The organism is Brevibacillus parabrevis, from assembly GCF_022701015.1.
GTDB lineage: Bacteria > Bacillota > Bacilli > Brevibacillales > Brevibacillaceae > Brevibacillus > Brevibacillus parabrevis.
This window is the reverse complement of the sequence record NZ_CP064090.1, coordinates 5,815,195-5,835,603: the sequence shown is the minus strand read 5'-3', so window position 1 is coordinate 5,835,603 and position 20,409 is coordinate 5,815,195. Positions and strand designations below refer to the sequence as shown.

At 51.0% G+C, this 20,409-nt stretch carries 18 protein-coding genes; 13 read left to right on the top strand and 5 right to left on the bottom strand.

Annotated elements, in window-relative coordinates:
* Positions 1-30: 30 nt before the first annotated feature.
* The 6 genes from IRJ17_RS26755 to IRJ17_RS26730 all read left to right on the top strand — a co-directional run bounded on the left by IRJ17_RS26755 (position 31) and on the right by IRJ17_RS26730 (position 8,914).
* A complete protein-coding gene (locus IRJ17_RS26755) occupies positions 31-570 on the top strand; it encodes an RNA 2'-phosphotransferase (RefSeq protein ID WP_122962727.1) in 540 nt (179 codons plus the stop codon).
* Between the two features lie 460 nt (positions 571-1,030).
* Positions 1,031-1,486, top strand: coding sequence for a GNAT family N-acetyltransferase (locus IRJ17_RS26750; RefSeq protein WP_242772454.1), 456 nt, complete (start codon positions 1,031-1,033; stop codon positions 1,484-1,486).
* 294 nt (positions 1,487-1,780) lie between these two features.
* On the top strand, positions 1,781-2,200 hold the full coding sequence (locus IRJ17_RS26745) for a hypothetical protein (RefSeq protein WP_122962729.1): 420 nt from the start codon (positions 1,781-1,783) through the stop codon (positions 2,198-2,200).
* A 14-nt stretch (positions 2,201-2,214) separates the two neighbouring features.
* Positions 2,215-7,185 carry a DUF4132 domain-containing protein gene (locus IRJ17_RS26740; protein ID WP_242772452.1) on the top strand — a complete coding sequence of 1,657 codons (4,971 nt, stop codon included), beginning with the start codon at positions 2,215-2,217 and terminating at the stop codon, positions 7,183-7,185.
* 542 nt (positions 7,186-7,727) lie between these two features.
* Complete coding sequence (locus tag IRJ17_RS26735; RefSeq protein WP_229049937.1) at positions 7,728-8,312, top strand: matrixin family metalloprotease; 585 nt, start codon at positions 7,728-7,730, stop codon at positions 8,310-8,312.
* 17 nt (positions 8,313-8,329) lie between these two features.
* Positions 8,330-8,914: a hypothetical protein gene (locus IRJ17_RS26730; RefSeq protein WP_122962732.1), complete on the top strand. Its 585-nt coding sequence runs from the start codon at positions 8,330-8,332 to the stop codon at positions 8,912-8,914.
* 67 nt (positions 8,915-8,981) lie between these two features.
* Here the strand turns inward: IRJ17_RS26730 and IRJ17_RS26725 are convergent, their stop codons facing one another.
* Positions 8,982-9,749: a sulfite exporter TauE/SafE family protein gene (locus tag IRJ17_RS26725; protein ID WP_063228443.1), complete on the bottom strand. Its 768-nt coding sequence runs from the start codon at positions 9,747-9,749 to the stop codon at positions 8,982-8,984.
* A 172-nt stretch (positions 9,750-9,921) separates the two neighbouring features.
* Here IRJ17_RS26725 and IRJ17_RS26720 point away from each other — a divergent pair, with 172 nt between their 5' ends.
* Positions 9,922-10,386, top strand: coding sequence for an alpha-amylase family protein (locus IRJ17_RS26720; protein ID WP_122962734.1), 465 nt, complete (start codon positions 9,922-9,924; stop codon positions 10,384-10,386).
* Positions 10,387-10,489: 103 nt separating this feature from the next.
* Here the strand turns inward: IRJ17_RS26720 and IRJ17_RS26715 are convergent, their stop codons facing one another.
* Positions 10,490-10,927, bottom strand: a complete 438-nt coding sequence (locus IRJ17_RS26715; protein ID WP_122962735.1) for a Dps family protein — start codon at positions 10,925-10,927, stop codon at positions 10,490-10,492.
* A gap of 115 nt (positions 10,928-11,042) precedes the next feature.
* Here IRJ17_RS26715 and mobA point away from each other — a divergent pair, with 115 nt between their 5' ends.
* Positions 11,043-11,666 carry a molybdenum cofactor guanylyltransferase gene (mobA, locus tag IRJ17_RS26710; RefSeq protein WP_217364953.1) on the top strand — a complete coding sequence of 208 codons (624 nt, stop codon included), beginning with the start codon at positions 11,043-11,045 and terminating at the stop codon, positions 11,664-11,666.
* Positions 11,667-11,703: 37 nt separating this feature from the next.
* Here mobA and fdhD read toward each other — a convergent pair whose 3' ends face one another.
* Entirely contained in the window at positions 11,704-12,501 is a 798-nt protein-coding gene (gene fdhD / locus IRJ17_RS26705) for a formate dehydrogenase accessory sulfurtransferase FdhD (RefSeq protein WP_173596010.1), read from the bottom strand.
* Between the two features lie 397 nt (positions 12,502-12,898).
* On the opposite strand from fdhD, the gene IRJ17_RS26700 reads away from it, so the two are divergent.
* From IRJ17_RS26700 to mobB, 5 genes are all read left to right on the top strand, one after another.
* Positions 12,899-14,173: an L-lactate MFS transporter gene (locus IRJ17_RS26700; protein ID WP_173600010.1), complete on the top strand. Its 1,275-nt coding sequence runs from the start codon at positions 12,899-12,901 to the stop codon at positions 14,171-14,173.
* A gap of 52 nt (positions 14,174-14,225) precedes the next feature.
* Positions 14,226-14,591, top strand: a complete 366-nt coding sequence (locus IRJ17_RS26695) for a Na-translocating system protein MpsC family protein (protein ID WP_122962739.1) — start codon at positions 14,226-14,228, stop codon at positions 14,589-14,591.
* A gap of 192 nt (positions 14,592-14,783) precedes the next feature.
* Positions 14,784-17,132: an FdhF/YdeP family oxidoreductase gene (locus tag IRJ17_RS26690; RefSeq protein WP_122962740.1), complete on the top strand. Its 2,349-nt coding sequence runs from the start codon at positions 14,784-14,786 to the stop codon at positions 17,130-17,132.
* Between the two features lie 43 nt (positions 17,133-17,175).
* Entirely contained in the window at positions 17,176-18,435 is a 1,260-nt protein-coding gene (locus IRJ17_RS26685) for a molybdopterin molybdotransferase MoeA (RefSeq protein WP_242772449.1), read from the top strand.
* A gap of 2 nt (positions 18,436-18,437) precedes the next feature.
* Positions 18,438-18,962 carry a molybdopterin-guanine dinucleotide biosynthesis protein B gene (gene mobB, locus IRJ17_RS26680; protein ID WP_122962742.1) on the top strand — a complete coding sequence of 175 codons (525 nt, stop codon included), beginning with the start codon at positions 18,438-18,440 and terminating at the stop codon, positions 18,960-18,962.
* A gap of 33 nt (positions 18,963-18,995) precedes the next feature.
* Here mobB and IRJ17_RS26675 read toward each other — a convergent pair whose 3' ends face one another.
* Positions 18,996-19,538, bottom strand: a complete 543-nt coding sequence (locus IRJ17_RS26675) for a histidine phosphatase family protein (RefSeq protein WP_122962743.1) — start codon at positions 19,536-19,538, stop codon at positions 18,996-18,998.
* Between the two features lie 61 nt (positions 19,539-19,599).
* Positions 19,600-20,259: a suppressor of fused domain protein gene (locus IRJ17_RS26670; protein WP_217021854.1), complete on the bottom strand. Its 660-nt coding sequence runs from the start codon at positions 20,257-20,259 to the stop codon at positions 19,600-19,602.
* Positions 20,260-20,409: the final 150 nt, after the last annotated feature.

Genomic DNA, 20,409 nt, shown 5'->3' with positions numbered 1-20,409 from the left:
TAAACCACACCCCAAAAAAGGAGGCCCCACATGGACCTGGACAAACTCAGCAAAGAACTCTCATACGCCCTCAGGCACGCCCCGCACGAATATGAGCTGGAGCTGGATGAGAACGGCTGGGTAGACGTGCAGCAGCTATTGGAAGCATTGAGGGAAGCAAAGCGGTGGAGGGAAGTTAAGGAAGAGCATTTGTTTCAAATGATCGAAGCCTCCGCGAAAAAACGTCATGAAATATCGGGCGGAAAAATCCGGGCCTTGTATGGTCACTCCGTACCGCAGAAAATCTCGAAGGAGAAAAAACAACCGCCGGAAGTGCTGTACCACGGGACGGCGACACGGTTTGTAAGTTCCATCATGGAAAGCGGCCTCTTGCCAAAAGGCAGGCAATACGTACATTTGTCAGAGGATACAGAAACCGCGCTGCAAGTCGGGAAAAGAAGAGATGAAAAGCCTGTCTTGCTGAAAATTCACGCGAAAAAGGCATGGGAAGAGGGAACTGCCTTTTATTTTGGCAATGAAAAAGTATGGCTGGCGGACGAGATTAGCGCAAAATACATCACGATTTGCTAGGATGCTCCTGCTGATGCGCGAAAAATCCATCCAGAAGTTCCGACACGAAAAGCTTATTCCCACTCAAGCAACGAAGGGAATAAGCTTTTTGCATGCTCATAATCAATAGCGAAAAGGGACAATCCACCATACCTGCAAGCCCTCAAGCAAGGCGAAAAAGAACGGAGCTTCATTACCAGCAAGCAGTCTAAAAGGCAGAGGATAACTGCCGAGACATGTTCCTGCTGCCAAACCAATGTAATGTGTGGCATTTTTTCTATTCATACGTCTTCTAGAATAGTTCGATTTAGCTTCCGGAACACCAGCCAGCAAGGCCCTTTTCAGCAAACAAGGAGCTATCATGCCAAAAAAATCCGAGGTTGATTAGCAGCACGAACGGGACGGGATAATGAATGGAACTTCCATTTCGCAAGTGAAAGTAAATAAAAATAGAAGACACAGCAAGGAGAGAAACAAACTCATGCATATCCAGCAACTGCAAGCAGATCAGCCATACCTGTCCCAAATCGTGCGTTTATGGAATGACAACGCCCAAGAAACAGCAGATTGCTCGCTGAGCGAAGAAGAGATGGAGGCAATCGGGCAGCAGTTGGCTGATTACGTACAGTCTCCGTATGGAATGGTACACATCGCTGTTGACGACGAGCAAAAACTGATTGGCTACGGCCTTGCTTCCCTCAAAAAAGACATGCTCACAGAGGAGTACATAGGCCAAGTAGATGAGCTTTACGTAGTTCCTGCTTACCGAAAGCAAAAAGCGGGGCAAGCCATTTTTCATAGCCTGAAAAGTTGGTTGGAAAACCAAAACGTTGTGGCGATCCAGGTGTTTGTCGACGTGGATAACGCATCGGCGCAAGCGTTTTGGGAGTGCACAGGATTCAGCAAGGAATTTTATGTGATGTCGGAAGAGGAGTAAAAATGAAGGAACGAAACTCGCATAGCAGCATCGTAAAAAGGGACTTCTCCAGCAGGATTTGCAAAGACTGGGGAAGTCCTTTTTTTGACAGCAAGCTTTCCCCAAAGTGCCTAATGTGAGGTGCTTTCTGTTCCCTCTAGGTCGATCGTTCCAATCCCGCCATTTCCCTATAGTTCGAACTAACGATTCTTGCTGGAAAGCACTCTATCAATTTGGAAAATCAAACCACAATTTAGTAGAATAGCTGTATAGAACATATGTATCCATAATTGGACCGAAAGGAGAACACCGCGTATGCGTCTGGCTGTCACAGTCAAAAGCATTGGCAAGCGCAAAAATGCCCTTAGCCGCATCCCGGTCGAGTTGCTGCCATCTCCCCGGACATTGCGGGAGCTGATTGCCGGATTGGTAGAGTGGAATATTCGGGGGCTGCTCGAAAAACAGCAGCAGGTAGCGCTTGTTCCTTACTTGACCGCCGAAGAAGTACAGGAGCAGGCGGAGATTGGCAAAGTGGGCTTTGGCGCTGTCTACAATGACGGGGTTCCAGATGTGCAGCAAGCTGTCGACACAGCGATTCTCGCTTTTGAAGACGGCTTGTACCGCGTGTTTGTTTGCGAGCGGGAAATCGAGGCATTGGATGAGCCGCTTGCTTTAAAAGAGGACGATGAGATCGTGCTGATCCGGTTCACGATGTTGGCCGGGAGATTATGGTGAGAGGGGAGCACCCAATGAGTCATGAGGAAAAAGAGCAAGCATACGAAGAATTGATCCAGGCTCGAATCCAGGCAATTGCGAAAGAAGATCGGGATTTCGCCCAGTTGCTTGTTGAGCTGAGCAAACAGAGATATATCGATGAAGACAACATGAACGAGTGCAGAAGTTTTCTGCTGGAGCGGGCAGCGGGGGAGGAGAGCCGTCTGTTCGAGCCGCTCGTCCAAATCGTGGGACAGTTGCTGGAAAGCGAGCAGGCTGAGGTGTTGCGCCATATTGTAGCGCATGCTGCGGAATATCCGTTCGCCCAAGGCTATGCGCGCCGGCCGTTCCGTACAGCTAAGGCAGCACCGAAAATGGGACTCATCGTTCAAAAGGCAATCGCGCTGATGGTCATGGACAGGGAGCAGTTCAAAATGTCGGATTATTTGACCACGACAGACTACTCTCCGGCGAGAAACTACCAGATTCGCCATGTTATTGGCGACGTGATCGGCTTCGAGCTGGACCGGGGCAACCAGCAAGTGCGCGAGGCACTCAAAGAGATCATTTACGGGGAAAACCAGACAGCGCTGCTCACTCACGAAATGATCAAAGGGATTGTCATGAGTCACCAGGAAGACATGTACCAAATGCTCGGGGAGCTGTTAAAAGCGGCTCGTCTGCAAGAAGGGCTGCGGCAGAGCATCGTCGAGCGGATGGACGAGGGTACGCTTGCGGCAAATTTGTACATGCTCAAGCTGATCATCGACGAAGGCTACATACGTTACAGTTCCGTAGTCCGGGCATTGGGCGTCTGGACGGGCATGTCTCTGGAAGCGGCCAATCAACGGGTGGCTGGACAGTTGATCGAGCAGGCGTACCGCGCTTTGACAGAAGCAGATGTGCGCGAGCAGTGGCTGGCGAGCAGCCATGCCAACGAGGTTTACATTGCGCTCTGGGCGACAGCCGTCCATGAGGAAAAAGACTTGTACGAGCAGATTGAGCGGTTGATGCGCGAGGGACAGCGTCACCAGAAGATCGTTGCGCTGTACGTGCTGGCGAACAGCCAAAACCGCGAACTGCGTCTGCGATTGGCTCGCGAGCAGCTTCATGAGACTGATCCCGAGCTGCAATACTGGGTACTGATGAATTACTGCTACCAATACTACCCGCTCTGGCGCAAGCCTGGAACAGAAGCGGACGGCCCGACGATTACGTTTGAGCAGGTAGAGGCGCTGAAGGACAAAAACGAGCGGCAGCGTGATTTTTCACTCTTGCTCGCGATGTTTGACGTAATGGAAAAAGAATACTCGGCTCCGTCCAAAGCTCTCGATTTTGTCCATATCCAGTACACGTCCGATTTGCCTGTGCAGAAAATGCTGTACATAGCGGCATACGATATGGACAGCGACTGGATTGCCCAGCTCATCTCGCGCAAAGACAAGATGAGCCCTGACCAGCGCGGCGCCATGCTGTCCCATTTTATGAGCGACAAGGAGCGCCCGGCGCTGCGATCATTTATTTTTGAGAGCCTGACGGACAAAAGCATGAAAAACCGCGAGCACGCGCTGGAACAAGCCAAAGAAATGAGCCTCGCGGACGAGGAACTGCTTCCGATGGAGGAACTGTTGAAGCTCAAGACGGGTTCGCTTCGCCAAAGCACGATTGGGCTGTTGCTCAGCCAGCCGGAAGAGATTTTGAAGTCTTCCCTGACCAGACTGCTTTCGGCCAAAAATGAGTTGCAGCGACTGGGCGGACTGGAAGTTTTGACAGAAGTGAAAAGCGATGCTTCGCGCCAGGAGCAGTTTGAACGTTTGCAACCGTTGGCAGAGCTGATCGCTGAGCCGACGGCAAAAGAAAAAGCCGTTCTGGACAAGCTGGTGCAAACAAGCAGTGCAGGACGAGCGGAGGGCTTCGGGTTGTATGATCCTGAGCAGACAGAGCCGTGGTTGCTGGAAGAAAAGGACACGAGCACGTTTTCTTTTGAAAAAGACGCCTTCACGTTGTCCCTGAATGAAATCAAAGCTTTTCTGCAAGGGCTGGACGAACTCGTGCACAAGCATCGCGATGTGGAGTACGTGTCCGAATACTATTCCGGCTACAAAGACACGCTTTTGATCGGCACGAATTTGCGCGAGCTGTATCCGCATCGTTGGCACCAAACCGGGGAAGAACAAGGCTCGCGTCTGGAGTGCTACCCGCTCGCCGAAGAGTGGCGGGCCTATCTGCTGGAGAGCAAGCTGTCGGCTCATGAGCTGATGCAGCTTCACTACTATACGATACTGGAGCCGTTGGATCGGACGCTGGACGGCTTGTACAGCTATTTTTCCGACGAGATGGAGTACAGCGAATTGCAGAAGCACAAGCTCCTGGAAGGTTGGCGCAAGGAGTTTGTCGAGGAAGCTTATCCGCTTGCGAAAATGCTGGAGATTCAGGAAGCGTTCAAGGCTTTGACTTACAACAATCAGGTCAGGCAGTTGATTCAGGCTTTTTATCATGACAGCGACAAGCAGGAAACGTTCCGTTTGACCGATTCGGCTGTCCACAAGCTGATTGCAAACATGCGTCCATACGAGTCCAAAAACTCCACGGGAGTATTTGAGTTGCTGGCGCAGCCATGGCTGAACATGACCCGGACTCGCGTGTACGATGATGCGTCGTTCAAAGAGTTTTACCATACCGTATTCGCCTATGATCGGGTGGTTCGCGACAAAAATGGCATGTCCTCTTACAAGCTGGAAGAACGGCTGCGCGCTTTTGAAGCAGGGATGATTGGCGAAGCCGAGCTGTACAAGGCGCTGCTCGGCAGTGGCGACAGCAGCAGCTACCTGTGGACGATGACTTCCGGCAGGATCGATTCGCTACAGGAGCGGCCGAAGGTGAAAGCTGTCCTCGATACAGTCGTGGATCGGATCGTCAGCATCGAGCTTGGTCGAGGAGACTTGGCTACAGAGGTGAGCTCTTTTGTGACAAGGCTTCAGCGATTCGAGGGCATGGACTACTGGGTGCGTCTTTTGGCCGGGCTTGACCAGGATGCTTTTGTCCGCGGTTACGTCTACAGCTACAATGGCAATTTGACGAAAAAGGAATCGTTCAGCCATCTGCTGAAAAACTGCCACCCGCGCACAGGCGAAGATGCTGCCCTGCTCGGCAAGCTATTGAAAGAGCACAAAGGCATTACGGAAAAGCGCCTGCTCGAAGCCGCCATGTATGCGCCGCAGTGGATCGATATCGTAGCCGAGCACTTGGGCTGGGAAGGGTTGCGCAGCGCGGCCTGGTACTTCCACGCCCACATCAATGAAAGCTTTTCGGCGGAAAAGGAGACGGTGGTTGCCCACTACTCCCCGATTACGCCGCAGGAGTTCAACGATGGCGCTTTTGATATCAACTGGTTCCGTGAGGCGTATGACACGCTCGGGGAAAAACGTTTCAAACTGCTGTATGAGTGTGCCAAATACATTTCCGCAGGGGCCAATCACAGACGCTCGCAGTTGTTTGCCGATGCTACTTTGGGCAAGCTGGAGCTTGCAAAAATGCGGGATTCAGCGGCAGACAAGCGCAACAAAGATCATCTGCTCAGCTACAGCCTGATCCCGTTGCGTGATGAGCGCGAGCAAGATTTGCGCCAGCGTTATGATTTCATTCAACAATTTTTGTTGCAAAGCAAAAAGTTCGGTGCGCAAAGACGGGCGAGCGAAGGAGTGGCAGGGCAAATCGCGTTGGACAACCTGGCGCGCAATGCCGGATACAGGGACGTTATTCGTCTGAAATGGGACATGGAGGCACGCAAGCTCGACGAAATGCAGGCGTATTTCGAGCCATATGCACTCGATGAAGAAACGACTGTCCAGCTCGTAGTGGATGAGGAAGGGCAAGCAGAGATCAAATCCATTCGCAAAGGCAAAGAGCTGAAATCGGTTCCTGCCAAGTTCAACAAAGCCGAGCATGTGCTTCTGCTGAAAGAAATGAAGTCCGAGCTGACGGAACAGTATCGCAGGGCGCGCCAGGAGCTGGAGCGTTCCATGGTGTCGGGCAATACCTTTACCGGCAAAGAATTGGCGAAGCTCTACGGCAATCCGGTTATTCGTCCGCTGCTGAGCACATTGGTGTTCAAGTGCGGGGATCATCTCGGCTACTACGAAGGGGAAATCGAGTCGCTCCGCGATCCGTCCGGCAAGCTTGTCGGCCTGACAGACGAAGAGGAACTGCTGATCGCCCATCCGGTGCATCTTTTTGAAAGCGGGCTATGGAGCTTGTTCCAGCGCGATTTGTTCGAGCGCCAGCTTCGCCAGCCGTTCAAGCAAGTATTCCGGGAGCTGTATGTACCGAATGCGGACGAGCTTGCTCATGTGACGCATTCCCGCCGCTATGCGGGCTATCAGGTGCAGCCCAAGAAGACGGTTGCGTTGCTTAAGAGCAGACAGTGGACGGTCAGCTATGAGGAAGGGCTGCAAAAAGTGTTTTACGCGGAAAATCTGATTGCCAGCCTCCAGGCGCTGGCGGACTGGTTCTCGCCAGCGGATACGGAAGCGCCTACGCTGGAACATATTCAATTCCTCGACCGGAAAACGTACAAAAATGTCGGGCTGGATCAAATTCCGCCTGTTCTGTTCTCGGAAGTGATGCGTGACGTCGATCTGGTCGTCAGCGTTGCTCATGTCGGCGGCGTCGATCCAGAGGCCAGTCTGACGACGATCGAGCTTCGCCGTGTCATCGTAGCCGAATCGCTGCGCCTGTTGAAGCTCGGCAACGTGCGGCTGGAAGGCAACTACGCCCGCATAGACGGAAGCCTTGGCGAATTTGCTGTCCACTTGGGCAGCGGCATGGCGTACAAACAGGCGGCAGGAGCGCTGCACGTCGTTCCGGTTCATTCCCAGCACAGAGGACGCCTCTTCCTGCCATTCCTGGACGAAGATCCAAAGACAGCGGAGATTTTGTCCAAAGTCGTCATGCTTGCGGAAGACAGCAAGATCAAAGACCCGCAAATTTTGATGCAGTTGCGTTAGTTAACAATCTTTATAGCAATTCAGCGCATGCAGAGAGCCCCAAGAGCAGCATACTTGGGGCTCTTTTGTTGTAAAAGGATTGAAAGTGCGTGAGCTTATTACAAATTAAGAGAATATTTCTCGAAAAAATTACCTAGTTAGTAAGTCTTAGATAATTAGTGTTGAACGAGGGTTTCGTAAAAGGCCGCTTGTTTTGTATTTAATATATATAAAATAGTAATCTGAAGCTTTTAATACAAGGATATCTAATCGAATGACCACTGCTTGGGTGAAGATAACAGTTATGTATTACTCGATTGTTTAGTTCACAAAAACGTAACAAATGTTACCGTTTTGTGAAGAAATAAACATTTTTCATCCTTTAATGTAAAAATAAGGTATTTTGTTGGTTTCTGATTTATATGCTTATTCATTTAGTGATAGAGAGGAGTGAAAAGGTTACATGCTTGAACACTGGAAGGCAGTGTAGTGCATTTTTTAACTAGGGAAATATCATTTCAAACTTTGTGGGTAGTTATGGAGGTAGAAAATCAGTGAAGAAAATGAAACTGTTATCATTATTACTTCTAGCAACTATATCTTTGTTATCAACAAGTGCTGCAGCCCATGATGATCGTTGCAACGATTCTAGTTGCCACGTGTGGCGAGGTGGATTTAATACTGGGGATAAGGTCAGCGATTTGAAGTATTGGTTGGACTCCTCGGTTTCTAGTAACAACTATACTTCTATTTTAGATTTTGGAGCCTCGTCATGGAATGATATATCAGCAAATGTTTCACTTTCCAAAGTATCAAAAAAAGATGATTCACAGGTCAGGGCATATGTTTCTTATTATTCTCAATTTTGGGATGGACAGTGGGAGCCTTATTATACTGATTCAAAAGGAAAATTAAGTTTTGATAGCAATAACTTCGAAGATTGGAGCGTAGGAAACATTAGACTTAATTTGCAACAAATAGGAACAAGTTCTTCTAGTTTTAAAAAGAAAGTTGCTGTGCATGAATTTGGTCATTCTTTAAGTTTGGCACATAACAATGATGATGTATCAGTCATGAAACCAGGAGACCTTTCTTTTAATGTGCCTCAAAAAGCAGATAAAACCCATTTGAAAAATAGGTGGAAGTAATTTGGAGGGAAATAAACATGTTTGGAAAAATTGTAATGGCTTTAACAGCTTCGCTTGTAGCTGGATATGTCTACCTAGACAATCAGGTAGAAGTAAGAAACTCCCATGCATCCGTTACAGTGTATGAGAGTGTGAAGGATTTGGAAGAAGATGCTGACCTGATTATCATTGGGGAAGCAACTAATAAGACAGAAAACTATATAAGGTATCACGAAGATGGGGAAATTGATGATTATTCGACGAAAAGAATGGTGAAAGTCGAAAAAATATTTAAGAACCAATTGGATGAGAAAATTGCTGTCGGTGATGAGGTCGAAGTTTGGGAACCTAGTATCATCGTGAAAGATGATGTCATTGGAAAACAGCAGCGGACGATTGAAGGCTATCGGCTTATGCAAAATAAAAAGAAATATGTTTTATTTCTAAAGAAAAATACTTACTTTAATAACTTGGCTCCCTTAGGGGTTATTCAAGGTAAGTTTCCTCTCGATGAAGCAAGAAAAAGTTTACACTCTGTATACAAAGACGAATTTCAACATTATAACTTCCCTGAGTTTGACAAGTTGCAGAAAGAAGTTTCAAGTAAGTACAACATTGAATAACACAAGAAAAAGCTGTTGAAGTTGTTCAACAGCTTTTTCCTATTTACTAAAAGTACAACTACAAATTTCACAAAATTTTAATCCCACTAATAATAATCACAATAGAAATAACCCATCGCAAAAACACAGTCGGCACCTTGCAGGAGAGCCTGCTGCCGATGATTACTCCGGGGATGGAGCCAAGCAACAGCTGCATTACAATGAACAGATCAACCGTACCAAAGCTCATGTGGGCTAGACCTGCTGCACTGGTCAGGAAAAAAGCGTGGGCGATATCCGTGCCGACGACTTCTTTTCCGGAAAAGGCGAAAAAATGCATCAGGGCGATGGCGAACAGCGATCCGCTGCCGATGGAGGTCAGGCCGACAAGAAAGCCGAGGAGTGCGCCGACGGCAATCAAGACGAGACGTTTTTGGGCGAGAGGTTTTTGCTGCCACGCGTTGAGCTGCGGCTGGCGGCGGTTCAGCAAGCTTTTGAGCAGCATGGCGATCGGTATGAGAATCAAGGCAAAGCCCAGTATCTTTTTAAAAATCTGATCGGCGGAAGCGACGTACAAATGAATCCAGTTCATCACATGGACGGCTGCGATAGCGCTGGGGATGCTGCCCAACGCGAGGTACATCACGATGGAAAAATGGACGGTTTTTTGTCGCCAATGCTGCCATGTGCCAAAGATTTTTGTGATGGCGTTGTACACCAGGTCTGTGCCTACGGCGACGGTCGGCTGGATGCCTAAAAAAATCAGGATAGGGGTCAAAAGGGCAGCTCCGCCAACTCCGGTGAGCCCGACAAGAAAGCCCACCAACAGACCGACAATCGTCAGATGAAAGTCCATCCCGTGCATCCTTTCCTTGTCGCTTCTTAAATTCAACATCTATCTCTAAGATAAGCAAAAGCCCAGTATTGGTGAGCCTAAATTCTCATTTTCAAGGGGAGCGAATTATATTATCATTGGTTATACATTCCACAAAATTCTACTTTTTACGAAAAGGGGAATACATAACGCAATGTTTAATGAACGGAAAGCGTTGCAGATGACACTACAGGCCATGCTGGAGCAAAGGATGGTTCTGCGCCGTCAATACGTAGATCAGGACAAGCAACTGGGAGCAGACATCAAACAGCTTCTCAACCGGATTCGGGAAATGGACATGGAAGCCGGGATTGAAGCGGTTGAAGCATCTGAAGAAGTAGCGGTGGCTGCAGAGGAACTTCCAGCTGACATGGTGAAGCGCATCAAAGTAAGGAAGACGCACATTCGTCACAATTATCAGGAAGTGGCGGACTATATTGAGAACATTTTGCGGGAAAACATGTCTCCGATGTCACTTGTTGACCTCTGTTTGATTCTGAAGGAAAGACACGATGTTGAATTTGCCAGCCCTTACATCGGTGTACAGAAGTCATTGAAGTACCTGCCCCAGGTAAAGGTGGAAAAGGACGGAAGAAAGCTGATTTTTTCATTGGCCTAATACATTTTTGCGTACACAGCAAAAAGGCGACGTGCTAGCACGATCGCCTTTTTCTGTGAAAAACGTCTCGACGTTTTTCATGGAGTGAGAGTATTTGTATCGTTTACTGGAGGAATGCTTTGAGCATCCAGATATGTTTTTCCAGGCCGCTGCGGATGGACAACAGCATGTCTTCTGTTGCTTCGTCGCCTGCTTGCTCGGCAGCTTCCATCGCCAGTTTCAGTTCGTCTGTGAGAACCGAGAAGTCACGGGTGATGATTTCCACCATTTGCTCGGCGGTTTCATTGCCTTCCGCTTCCGCGATGCTCGCTGTGTTCAAACATGCAGCAAGGGTGCCTACAGGTTTGCCGCCAATCGAGAGAACGCGCTCTGCCAAAGCATCAATATGTCCGGCAGCTTCGGTGTACAGCTCTTCAAATTTCGCATGCAAGGTGAAGAAGTGAGGCCCTTTTACATTCCAGTGGAAGTTGTGCAGTTTTGTATACAGGACAGTCCAGTTCGCAACTTGTTTATTCAAAACGTTGAACAGTGTGTTTTCCATAGTGATGATCTCTCCTCTTTTTTAAATTAATTCCTTGTTTATAATTATTATAAACTAATACTCGTTATTGTCAAGCTTTTCAGCCTGAAATCTTCGGGAAAGCAGGGAAAAAATCATGCAGCCAAGCATACACGCCGTCATTTTGGCGGGGGGAAAAAGCAGCAGGATGGGCGTGCCCAAAGAACAACTGCCATGGCGAGAGGGAACATTTCTGACCGAGCTGGTCAAAGAAGTAGCAGCGGCAGGCATGCCTTGCCTGATTGTTTCCAATGAACCGGAGCGTATCCCGGCAGAGGTGGCGGGACGTCCTGGCGTGCGGGTCACCCCTGATCTGGTGCCGTCCGCAGGGCCAGTGAGCGGGTTGGTGACGGCGCTGCGGCTGTGTACGGAAGAGGTACTGCTTGTACTGTCCTGCGACCTGCCGTTTATGGATCGTGAGCAGATTGCGCGACTGGTTGCTTGCGCAGACGATCAGGAAGCGGGCTGGGAAGCCGTCATTCCGTATGCGCAAGACAGGCTGCATCCGCTCTGCGCCTTGTATCGAAAAAGCACGCAGCCTGTCTGGGAACAAGCGCTTGAGCAGGGAGAGCTGCGGCTGATGAAGACGATTCAGAAGCTGGCTGTTTTACAGGTGCCGGATGGTTGGCTCGATCCGTGGGCGCTGTTCAATGCGAACACGCCGGAAGAGTACGACATCGCCTGCCGCGAGGAAAAGCGCAGAACAACAGGGCAGCAGTAGGCGCAGCTTTGCTTTGTGCGGGGGCGGACGAAAATGTTCAGGGTAAAATAATCCGCTGCGGCTGCGTATACACGTTCATTTTGTTGTGGCGAATGAAGCCGACAGCGGTTATTTGCAGCTCATCTGCCAGTTGCAGCGCCAGATCGGTCGGAGCCGATTTGGACAAGATGATGCCCGCGCCGATTTTGGCTGCTTTCAACAAAACTTCAGACGACAGGCGGCCGCTGAACACGAGAATTTTGTCGGTCGTGGAGATGTTTTCCCGCAGGCATTTTCCGTATATTTTGTCCAAGGCGTTGTGGCGGCCGATATCTGAATACTGCAGCAAGATTTGTTCAGGCGAGCAGAGGGCCGCATTGTGCACGCCTCCCGTTTGCCGATGGATGTCAGAGGAGGCTTGCAAGTCCTCCATGAGCCTGATGCACTGATCTGGAGTGACGGAAGTGGTGCCGCTGGCAGGCTTTGCCGTGCGGGCATCGCTGAAAAAGTAAAAAGATTGCCGGCTTTTTCCGCAGCAGGAAGTAATTCTGCGCTTCGAGTAAAAGCTCTGCGACAAAATCGTCGCTTTGTGCAAGTCTACGTAAGCTATGCCTTTTGCTTCATCAATTGTGATTTGTTTGATCTCTGCAAAGCTTTGGATCGCGCCTTCCGCAGCCAGAAAACCGACGACCATCTCTTCCAGATCGGCAGGCGTACAGACGATGGTAGCAAACTCTTCCTCGTTCAAAAAGATCGTGAGCGGGTATTCCGTGACGATTTCGTCGTCTTCCCAGACGTGGTGGTCAGCCGTAATTTTCAGGACGCTTCGGCTCGTTGTTTTGCTAAGCTCCGACATGATAACCTCCTGTGTGCATATAGTTGTAATCGATAGAAAAGCGATAAATAGATTTATAGAGAGGAAAATATTGTCTAGTGAGCGCTTACATGGTAGTATACTATGTAGAACTTTAAGTGTCATAATATTTCGTTCTTTCAGTAATCAGAACGATCCACAAAGCGAGATGGCACGGAACAGCGAACCTGTCACCGAACCTTTCGCAGCGATTTGCCAACCGAATACGAGGGCACGTGCTTGTTGATGCTGATGTAGCGTTCCTGCTGATGATTAACTGCTGTGTTTCATTGAACCGTTTGTTTCTGCATGCTTTGCATGTTGGGAACACAAGGGCTTCGATGAAATCAGCAGTTTTTCTTTTTGCTTTTCCAAAACCATTCTAAAGGAGATGAGTTCGATGGAGCAACAAGTGAAAAACCGCTGGCTGATTGCGCTGGCTGCGGTGGGAATCCATATCTCGATTGGATCGGTGTATGCATGGAGCGTATTTACCAAGCCGCTTACCCAGCAATTTGGCTGGGAACTGCCGGATGTGCAGTTTACTTTTAGCATCGCCATCCTGTTTCTCGGGCTGTCGGCTGCTTTTCTCGGCCATTACGTCGAAAAGCACGGACCGAGAAAAGCGGGAACGCTGGCCTCGATCTTTTTCGGAGTGGGCATCGTCGGCTCCGGGCTTGCGACCCAGTTAGCCAGTTTGCCGCTGCTGTACATATGCTACGGAGTGTTAGGCGGTATCGGGCTTGGAGTCGGTTATATCACTCCGGTGTCTACTTTGGTCAAATGGTTCCCGGATCGTCGCGGACTGGCGACGGGGTTGGCGATCATGGGCTTCGGTTTTGCTTCGATGATCGCAAGCCCGATCATGAATGCGCTGATTGAAAGTGCAGGAATTGCGAACACTTTTTACGTTTTGGGCATTGTTTATTTCATCGTCATGTTTGCTTCTGCACAATATTTGTCTCCGCCGCCGAAAGACTGGGTTCCCGCAGGCTTTTCCACAAACGGCGAAGCGGGCGACAAGCCGATCAAAAAAGATTTGTGCCAGCTGACGGCCAACGAAGCGATCAAGACGCGGCGTTTTTACTGGCTCTGGCTGATGCTTTTTATCAATGTGACTTGTGGAATCGCTGTCATTTCGGTCGCTTCCCCGATGGCGCAGGAAATGGTCGGCATGTCTGTGCAGACCGCTGCCCTGATGGTGGGGCTGAACGGCTTGTTCAACGGGGGAGGACGGATTGGCTGGGCTTCGCTGTCTGATTACATCGGCCGTGCCAACACGTATACAGCTTTCTTCGCGATCCAGATGGTGCTGTTTTTCCTTTTGCCGAACATGAGCAATCCGTTGCTGTTCATGATTGCGATGTTCATCATCATGACGTGCTACGGCGGCGGGTTTGCATCGATTCCGGCCTACATTGGCGACTTGTTCGGCACAAGGCAGCTGGGCGCGATTCACGGCTATATTTTGACGGCTTGGGCGGCAGCCGGGCTGGCAGGCCCGATCTTTGCCGCATGGGTCCGGGAGACGACGAAAAGCTACACCGGGACGATGAGCGTTTTTGCGGCGATGTTCATTGTCGCCCTGCTCATTTCCCTCTTAATCCGAGTGGATATTAAAAAATTGAAGGAAGAAGCCAAACAAAGAGAAAAGTCTGTTGAATTGGCTAGTTGATCAATGGTAAAGTCATAGTAGAGAATGATTGGAATAAAGGTGAGTAGCGTCGATGAATAAGTTCGAAGCAGAGTTCAGTAATCTGGTCAGAGCTTTCCGCAAGCGACATATGGGAAAGGGACCGAGCAAGATCAGCACCACGTTTTGCAAAAACTGGGCGATCTGCGAGATGGAAGGCAATCTTTCGCCAGTGGAAAAGTTCATTGCCACTTCGAAGGATGGAAAGCAGACATTACGAGCTGCCAGAACCGAAATGGTCAAGGAAATGTATCGAAAGCATCAGCCAGTTGATATGGAAGCGTTTCTAGGAGCCAAGCTCGTCGACCTGTTCGTTGACATCGACATTGAACGTGACTTTGGGATGTCCATCTTTGTATTTGATCAGGACATCGAGAAAAAATGGAAAAACGAACCGTAAGTCTAAACGAAGCAGCGTTCCTGTTCACCGGTTAGACAACGCGGACTTCGCCAGCAAACACGACGTTGAGACTAGGTAGCGAACCTGCCGTAGACAACCACCGTGAACACGCTCTTATCCTTCGGGACAGGGACGGTTTCATGGTGGTTTTTTAGTCTCGCGGGTGATAGACAAGAGGGGAGCGGAAAAGCTATGGGCAAGACGAAGCATAATGGACCGGTCAAATTGGATACTTCTTTGAAGCCTTCCCTGTGGGCTTCCATGATGCCTATGGGCCTTGGCAAAATCAAGCCGCATCACATTCTCGACACGATGAAGGTCGTGTACGACAACCGGGACAATCTCGGCTACGCGTACCGGATTTTGACCCAGGGCGTGTGTGACGGCTGCGCGCTCGGCGTATCTGGCTTGTACGATCAGACATTGACAGGCCCGCATTTGTGCACGACTCGCCTGAACGTTCTGCGGCTTAATACAATGCCTGCGATGGAGCCAAAGTGGCTGGAAAATGTAAGCGCTCTAAGAGAGCTGTCCAGCGTCGAGCTGCGCAAGCTGGGCAGAATCCCGTATCCGCTGTCGCGCAAGCCGGGGGAGAACAAGTTCACGCGAATCAGCTGGAACGATGCCCTGGACAGAATCGCCAAAAAGATCAAAGGAATCAGCCCGAAGCAGCTGGCCTTTTTCCTGACCGCACGCGGAATTACGAACGAGGTGTACTACACAGCGGCGAAAATGGCCCGTTTTCTCGGAACGAACAACATCGACAACGCCTCGCGGATTTGCCATTCGCCGAGCAAGACAGCATTGAAGCGCTCTATGGGGATCGGGGCGTCCAGCTGCAACTATCAGGATTGGATCGGCACGGATGTGCTCGTCTTTTTCGGTTCAGTCCCGGCCAACAACCAGCCTGTTTCGACCAAGTACATGTACGCAGCGAAAAAGGCGGGAACGAAAATCATCCTGATCAACCCGTACAAGGAACCGGCCATGGAACAATACTGGATTCCTTCCGTGCCGGAGAGCGCCGTGTTTGGCACGAAGCTCGCGGACGACTTTTATCAGGTCAACATCGGCGGCGATATCGCCTTCATGAATGGCGTCATGAAGCACTGGTTTGAGATGGAGCAAGCCAATCCAGGATCGGCTATCAATCACGAGTTTGTCCGCGAGCATGCGAACGGCATCGAGGAGCTGCGCGCGCATCTGCAAAATCAATCGTGGGAAGCATTGGAGAAATCATCGGGTGTCAGCAAGGAGCGCTTGAAAGAATTTGCGCTGTTGCTCGCCAATTCCAAATCCGGCGTGTTTGTGTGGAGCATGGGATTGACACAGCATCGCTTCGGGACGGACAATATTTCTTCCGTAGCCAATCTGGCGATCTTGCGCGGCTTTTTCGGACGCAAGCATTGCGGCGTCATGCCGATTCGCGGTCACTCTGGCGTGCAAGGCTCCGGGGAGATGGGAGCGGACCCGTTCAGCTTGCCGGGCGGAGATTTCGATGAAAAAAGCTGGACGCGAATCGAGAAGCTGTGGAATTTTCCGATTCCGAAATGGCAAGGCGATATCGTCGGCGTCTCGCTGGAAAACGCCTTGCTGCCGGATGGACACGAACGCAAGACCAGACTGTTTTACACGAGCGGGGGCAATTTTCTGGAGACGATGCCCGACCCTGATTTCATGCGGACGTGTCTGGAAAGTGTGGAGCTGCGCGTCCATCAGGACATTATTTTCAACACGTCTACGCTTGTGGATGCCAAGGAAGAGGTCATTGTGCTTCCGGCGATGACGCGTTATGAGCAGCCGGGCGGCGGCACCTCGACCAGCACGGAGCGGATGGTGTACTTCAGTGCGGAGATCGAAGGGCCGCGAATCGAGGAAGCCCGGCCTGAGTGGGAGATTTACGTGGATTTGGCAGCCCGCGTCCATCCGAACAAAAAGCACCTCATGCACTTCGCGAGCGCCGCGGAAATTCGCGCGGAGATCGCCAAGGCGAATCCGAACTACGAAGGCATCCAGCACTTGAAAAACCGCGGGGATGTGTTTCAGTGGGGGGGAGCCTGGCTGTGTGAGGACGGTGTGTGTCCGACACCGGATGGCAAAGCGAATCTGCTGCCGATCGACATTCCTGAACTGCACAAGCCGGACGGGCACTTCTACGTGACGACTCGCCGGGGCAAACAGTTCAACTCGATGATTTACAGCAACAAGGACCCGTTCAACAACGCGGACCGCTACGATATTTTGATCAATCCGCAAGACGCTCGGGAGCTGCGCATTGCGGAAGGCGAGAGCATTGTTGTGTATAATAGTTATGGAACCTTCCAGGGACGTGCCAAGTTTGAAGAGACGAAAAGAGGAAATATTCAGGTGTACTGGCCGGAAGGAAACGTGCTGATTCCAAAAGGGGTATACGAAGCCTATGCGGGCATCCCGGAATACAATACAGCGGTCAAGATCGAAAAAGCGGATACTTTTACCGCAAACAAAGATTTAAAATACAAGGAAAGACCAGTAGAGGATTTGGATGTAAACGTCGGCTGATTATAAGCCGCGTGCTGGGCGGTCATGACTAGGAGGACGGACGATGCGTTTTGCGCGACAAACCATTTCGGTACAGGAAGCGGTCGACAAATGGCTGGCGGTGTTGCCGACGCTGGCGACAGAGCAGGTGAACATCGGAGAAGCGTACGGGCGGATATTGGCTTGCGATCTGCACGCGACGCACGACCTGCCGCACTTTGATCGCTCGCCGCTCGACGGCTATGCAGTCAAGGCAGCGGATACGGTGACTGCTTCCGTGGGAAGTCCGGTGGCTTTGCGCGTGATCGAGACGGTAGCCGCAGGCCAGGTGCCTGCCCGGGAAGTGACGGCAGGCTGTGCCACGCGGATTATGACCGGAGCGATGATGCCGGAAGGTGCCGATGCTGTGATCATGTTTGAGCAGACGCAAAATCCGGGGGAACAGTCTGAGCAGGTCTGGATCAAGCGAGCGCTTCAGCCAGGAGATAACGTTTCCCGCCGCGGCGAGGAAATGGCGAAAGGAACGGTAATCGCGCAGGCAGGTGAACGGATCAATGCTGGCACGATCGCGATTTTGGCTACGTTCGGGTTTTCCCGGGTTGACGTTTTTCGCAGGCCGCGAGTGGGCCTTTTGTCCACGGGCAGCGAGCTTTTGGGCGTTGACGAGCCGCTTGTTCCAGGCAAAATCCGCAACAGCAACATGGCGATGCTGTCTGCTTTGGTAGCGGAGGCAGGAGGCGTCCCTGTCTGCTTTTCCGGCATGAAGGACGAACTTGCGCCAGCAAAGAACAAGATTAGCGAGTACATGCAGCAAGTAGATGTGCTCATCTCCAGCGGAGGCGTGTCGGTCGGCGATTACGACGTGATTGCACATCTGGCTGATGACCCTGATGTAGAGCTGTTGTTCAACCGGGTAGCGATGCGTCCGGCAAGCCCTACGACCAGCATGCTCGTGGCAGGCAAGCCGCTTCTGGCGCTGTCGGGGAACCCGGGCGCCTGCTTTCTTGGCTTCGAGCTGTTCGGGCGGACGGCGATCCGTCAGCTTGCCGGGGAAAAAGGGGTAAAGCCGCCGATAATCCAGGCAAGGCTCGCCGTTCCGTACGAAAAGCCTTGCCCATACCCGCGCTATTTGCGGGGGAAATTAATGGAACAGGACAGCGTGTTGCTGGCCGTGCCCGATTTCAACGACAAGGCAGGCAACCTGGGGACGCTGAAAGACAGTGAATGCTTCATTGTCATTCCGGCAGGCGGCAGTGGCAAAGCGGTGGGAGAGCTGGTAGATGTGCTGACCCATGCCGCCCCTGCGTGGAGAAAGGACGGATAGGAATGGACGAGCGGAGACGGGTATTGCAAATTGTCGGCTATTCCAACAGCGGCAAGACGACGTTGTTAACGAGACTGATTCCACTTTTGGAGGGTACAGGCTTGCGGGTCGGGGTGGTCAAGCACGATGGCGGACACGATTTCGAGTGGGATCAGCCGGGAAAAGACACATGGCGCTACCGCGAGGCCGGAGCTTCGCTCGTCGCGATTACCTCGAAAACAAAGACGGCGATGATCGAGCAGCGCCCCTTGGAGCTGCCTGTGCTCGTCCAGCGACTGACAGAGGCGGGAGCTGATCTCGTTTTGATCGAGGGCTTCAAGCGCGAGCACTTTCCCAAGCTGGTGCTGCTGCGGCGTCCAGAAGACGAAGAGTTGCTCCAGTCCGTCTCTCACCTGGTTGGGGTCGTGAGCTGGTCAGCCGATCGCAAGGAAAATGTACCGTGTTTTCACGTCGATGACGTAGAGAGCATCGCCAAGTTTGTGAGAGAGCGAATACAAAAAGATCATCCCGACGAATATAAGGGATGATCTTTTTTCATGGGCAGATGGGCAATTCGTTTGTCAACAAGGAGGCTTTTCAAAAACGTACAGCTCCCCGTTTTTGGCAATCTTGAATTTCGGCCCTGCAAAGCCGCGGCGAATCAGTTCTTCTCGCATGAACACCATGAGGGCAGCGTGGCTGACGATGAGGACATTTTCCGTGTGGTTTCCAAAGGCGTGATCAAATACTTCGCTGATCCGGAAGCGAGCACGCTTGATTTCCTCGCGCGTCTTGCGGTCGAAGTACATCGACAGCCTGATCCATACCGCCCACATGAGAACAGGAAGCCGCAGACGCTCGGAAAAGGCTGGCGGGGGAATTTCGATTAGCTCGACCATTGGCGTAATCGGCCCGGGAAAAATCGTTTCCGCCGTTTTGACCGCTCTCGGGAGCGTACTGACATAGCACTTGTTCCATTCGATTCCGCTAAGGTCGGTGCTGCCAGATTCAATGTCTGCCTGATCGTACGTTCGGAACCACTCATTCACTACGCGGCCGGGAATGAATGCCCCTTTTGGGTAAGCTTGTTTGACTTTGAAGTGTCTCACTAAACCGACTTTCACGTGTGCCGACTTCCTTTCTTTCTATCAACCAGCAGGCCAGAGGAAACAGAGCGGTCATGAATTACAAGTAGGACTTGCTCCGCGCCATATCCGTCACCAAATACGGATTGTCGGCCTTCATCCGCTCGATCAAAACCTCAGCTTGGGAAGGGTCTTCCTTCAACACTTCCAGCTCTCTTTGCGTGATGCCGACAAGCTGGACAAAATCCACCCGACCGTGCACAGTGTCGATTCCATCTACTTCTGTATCGGCGGCAATCAGAAGGGCGGTGATGGCAGAGTCTGTGCCGATCCGCAAAGATTGTCCGTTTCCGGCGATGTATTGGCCGGGTTCGAAATAGCGCTTCTGGGTATATGTATAGCGGGCCAGATTGGACAGCATGTCAATCGCCCACATGCATTCTTCGTTGGATTCTGCTTTGAGCTTGATCGTCATCTCGTAGCCCCATTGGCTCCACTCGCTTCCATACGCCTGTTCGTTTGTGTACAGCTCCGTCATGCCGTAGGTCAGCAAATGCTTGAAGCCGTGCGACGATTCATAAATGCTGTAGCCATCCAGGTACTCGTCACCGCCAAACATGGCGCGGCTCACCATATTTGTGCCGTAATGGGCAGGCTCCTGACCAGGGTACAGCTTCTGAAAAGCCTCATCAAGGGCATCCCAGCCTGGTGCCCAGTCATCTTGCTCCGAGGCGCGTCTTTGATATTCTTCCAGCGTCATATCGGTCCACTCCCTTAATTTTCCTAGATTTACTATATCGCAGGAGTTGCGCGAGAGGTACCCTTTTCCCAAATTCCTTGTCACAAATCGTTGCTTTTTCCTGTGATTATAATCACACGAGCGAAAACAGCTGCTCCGTTACACTACATA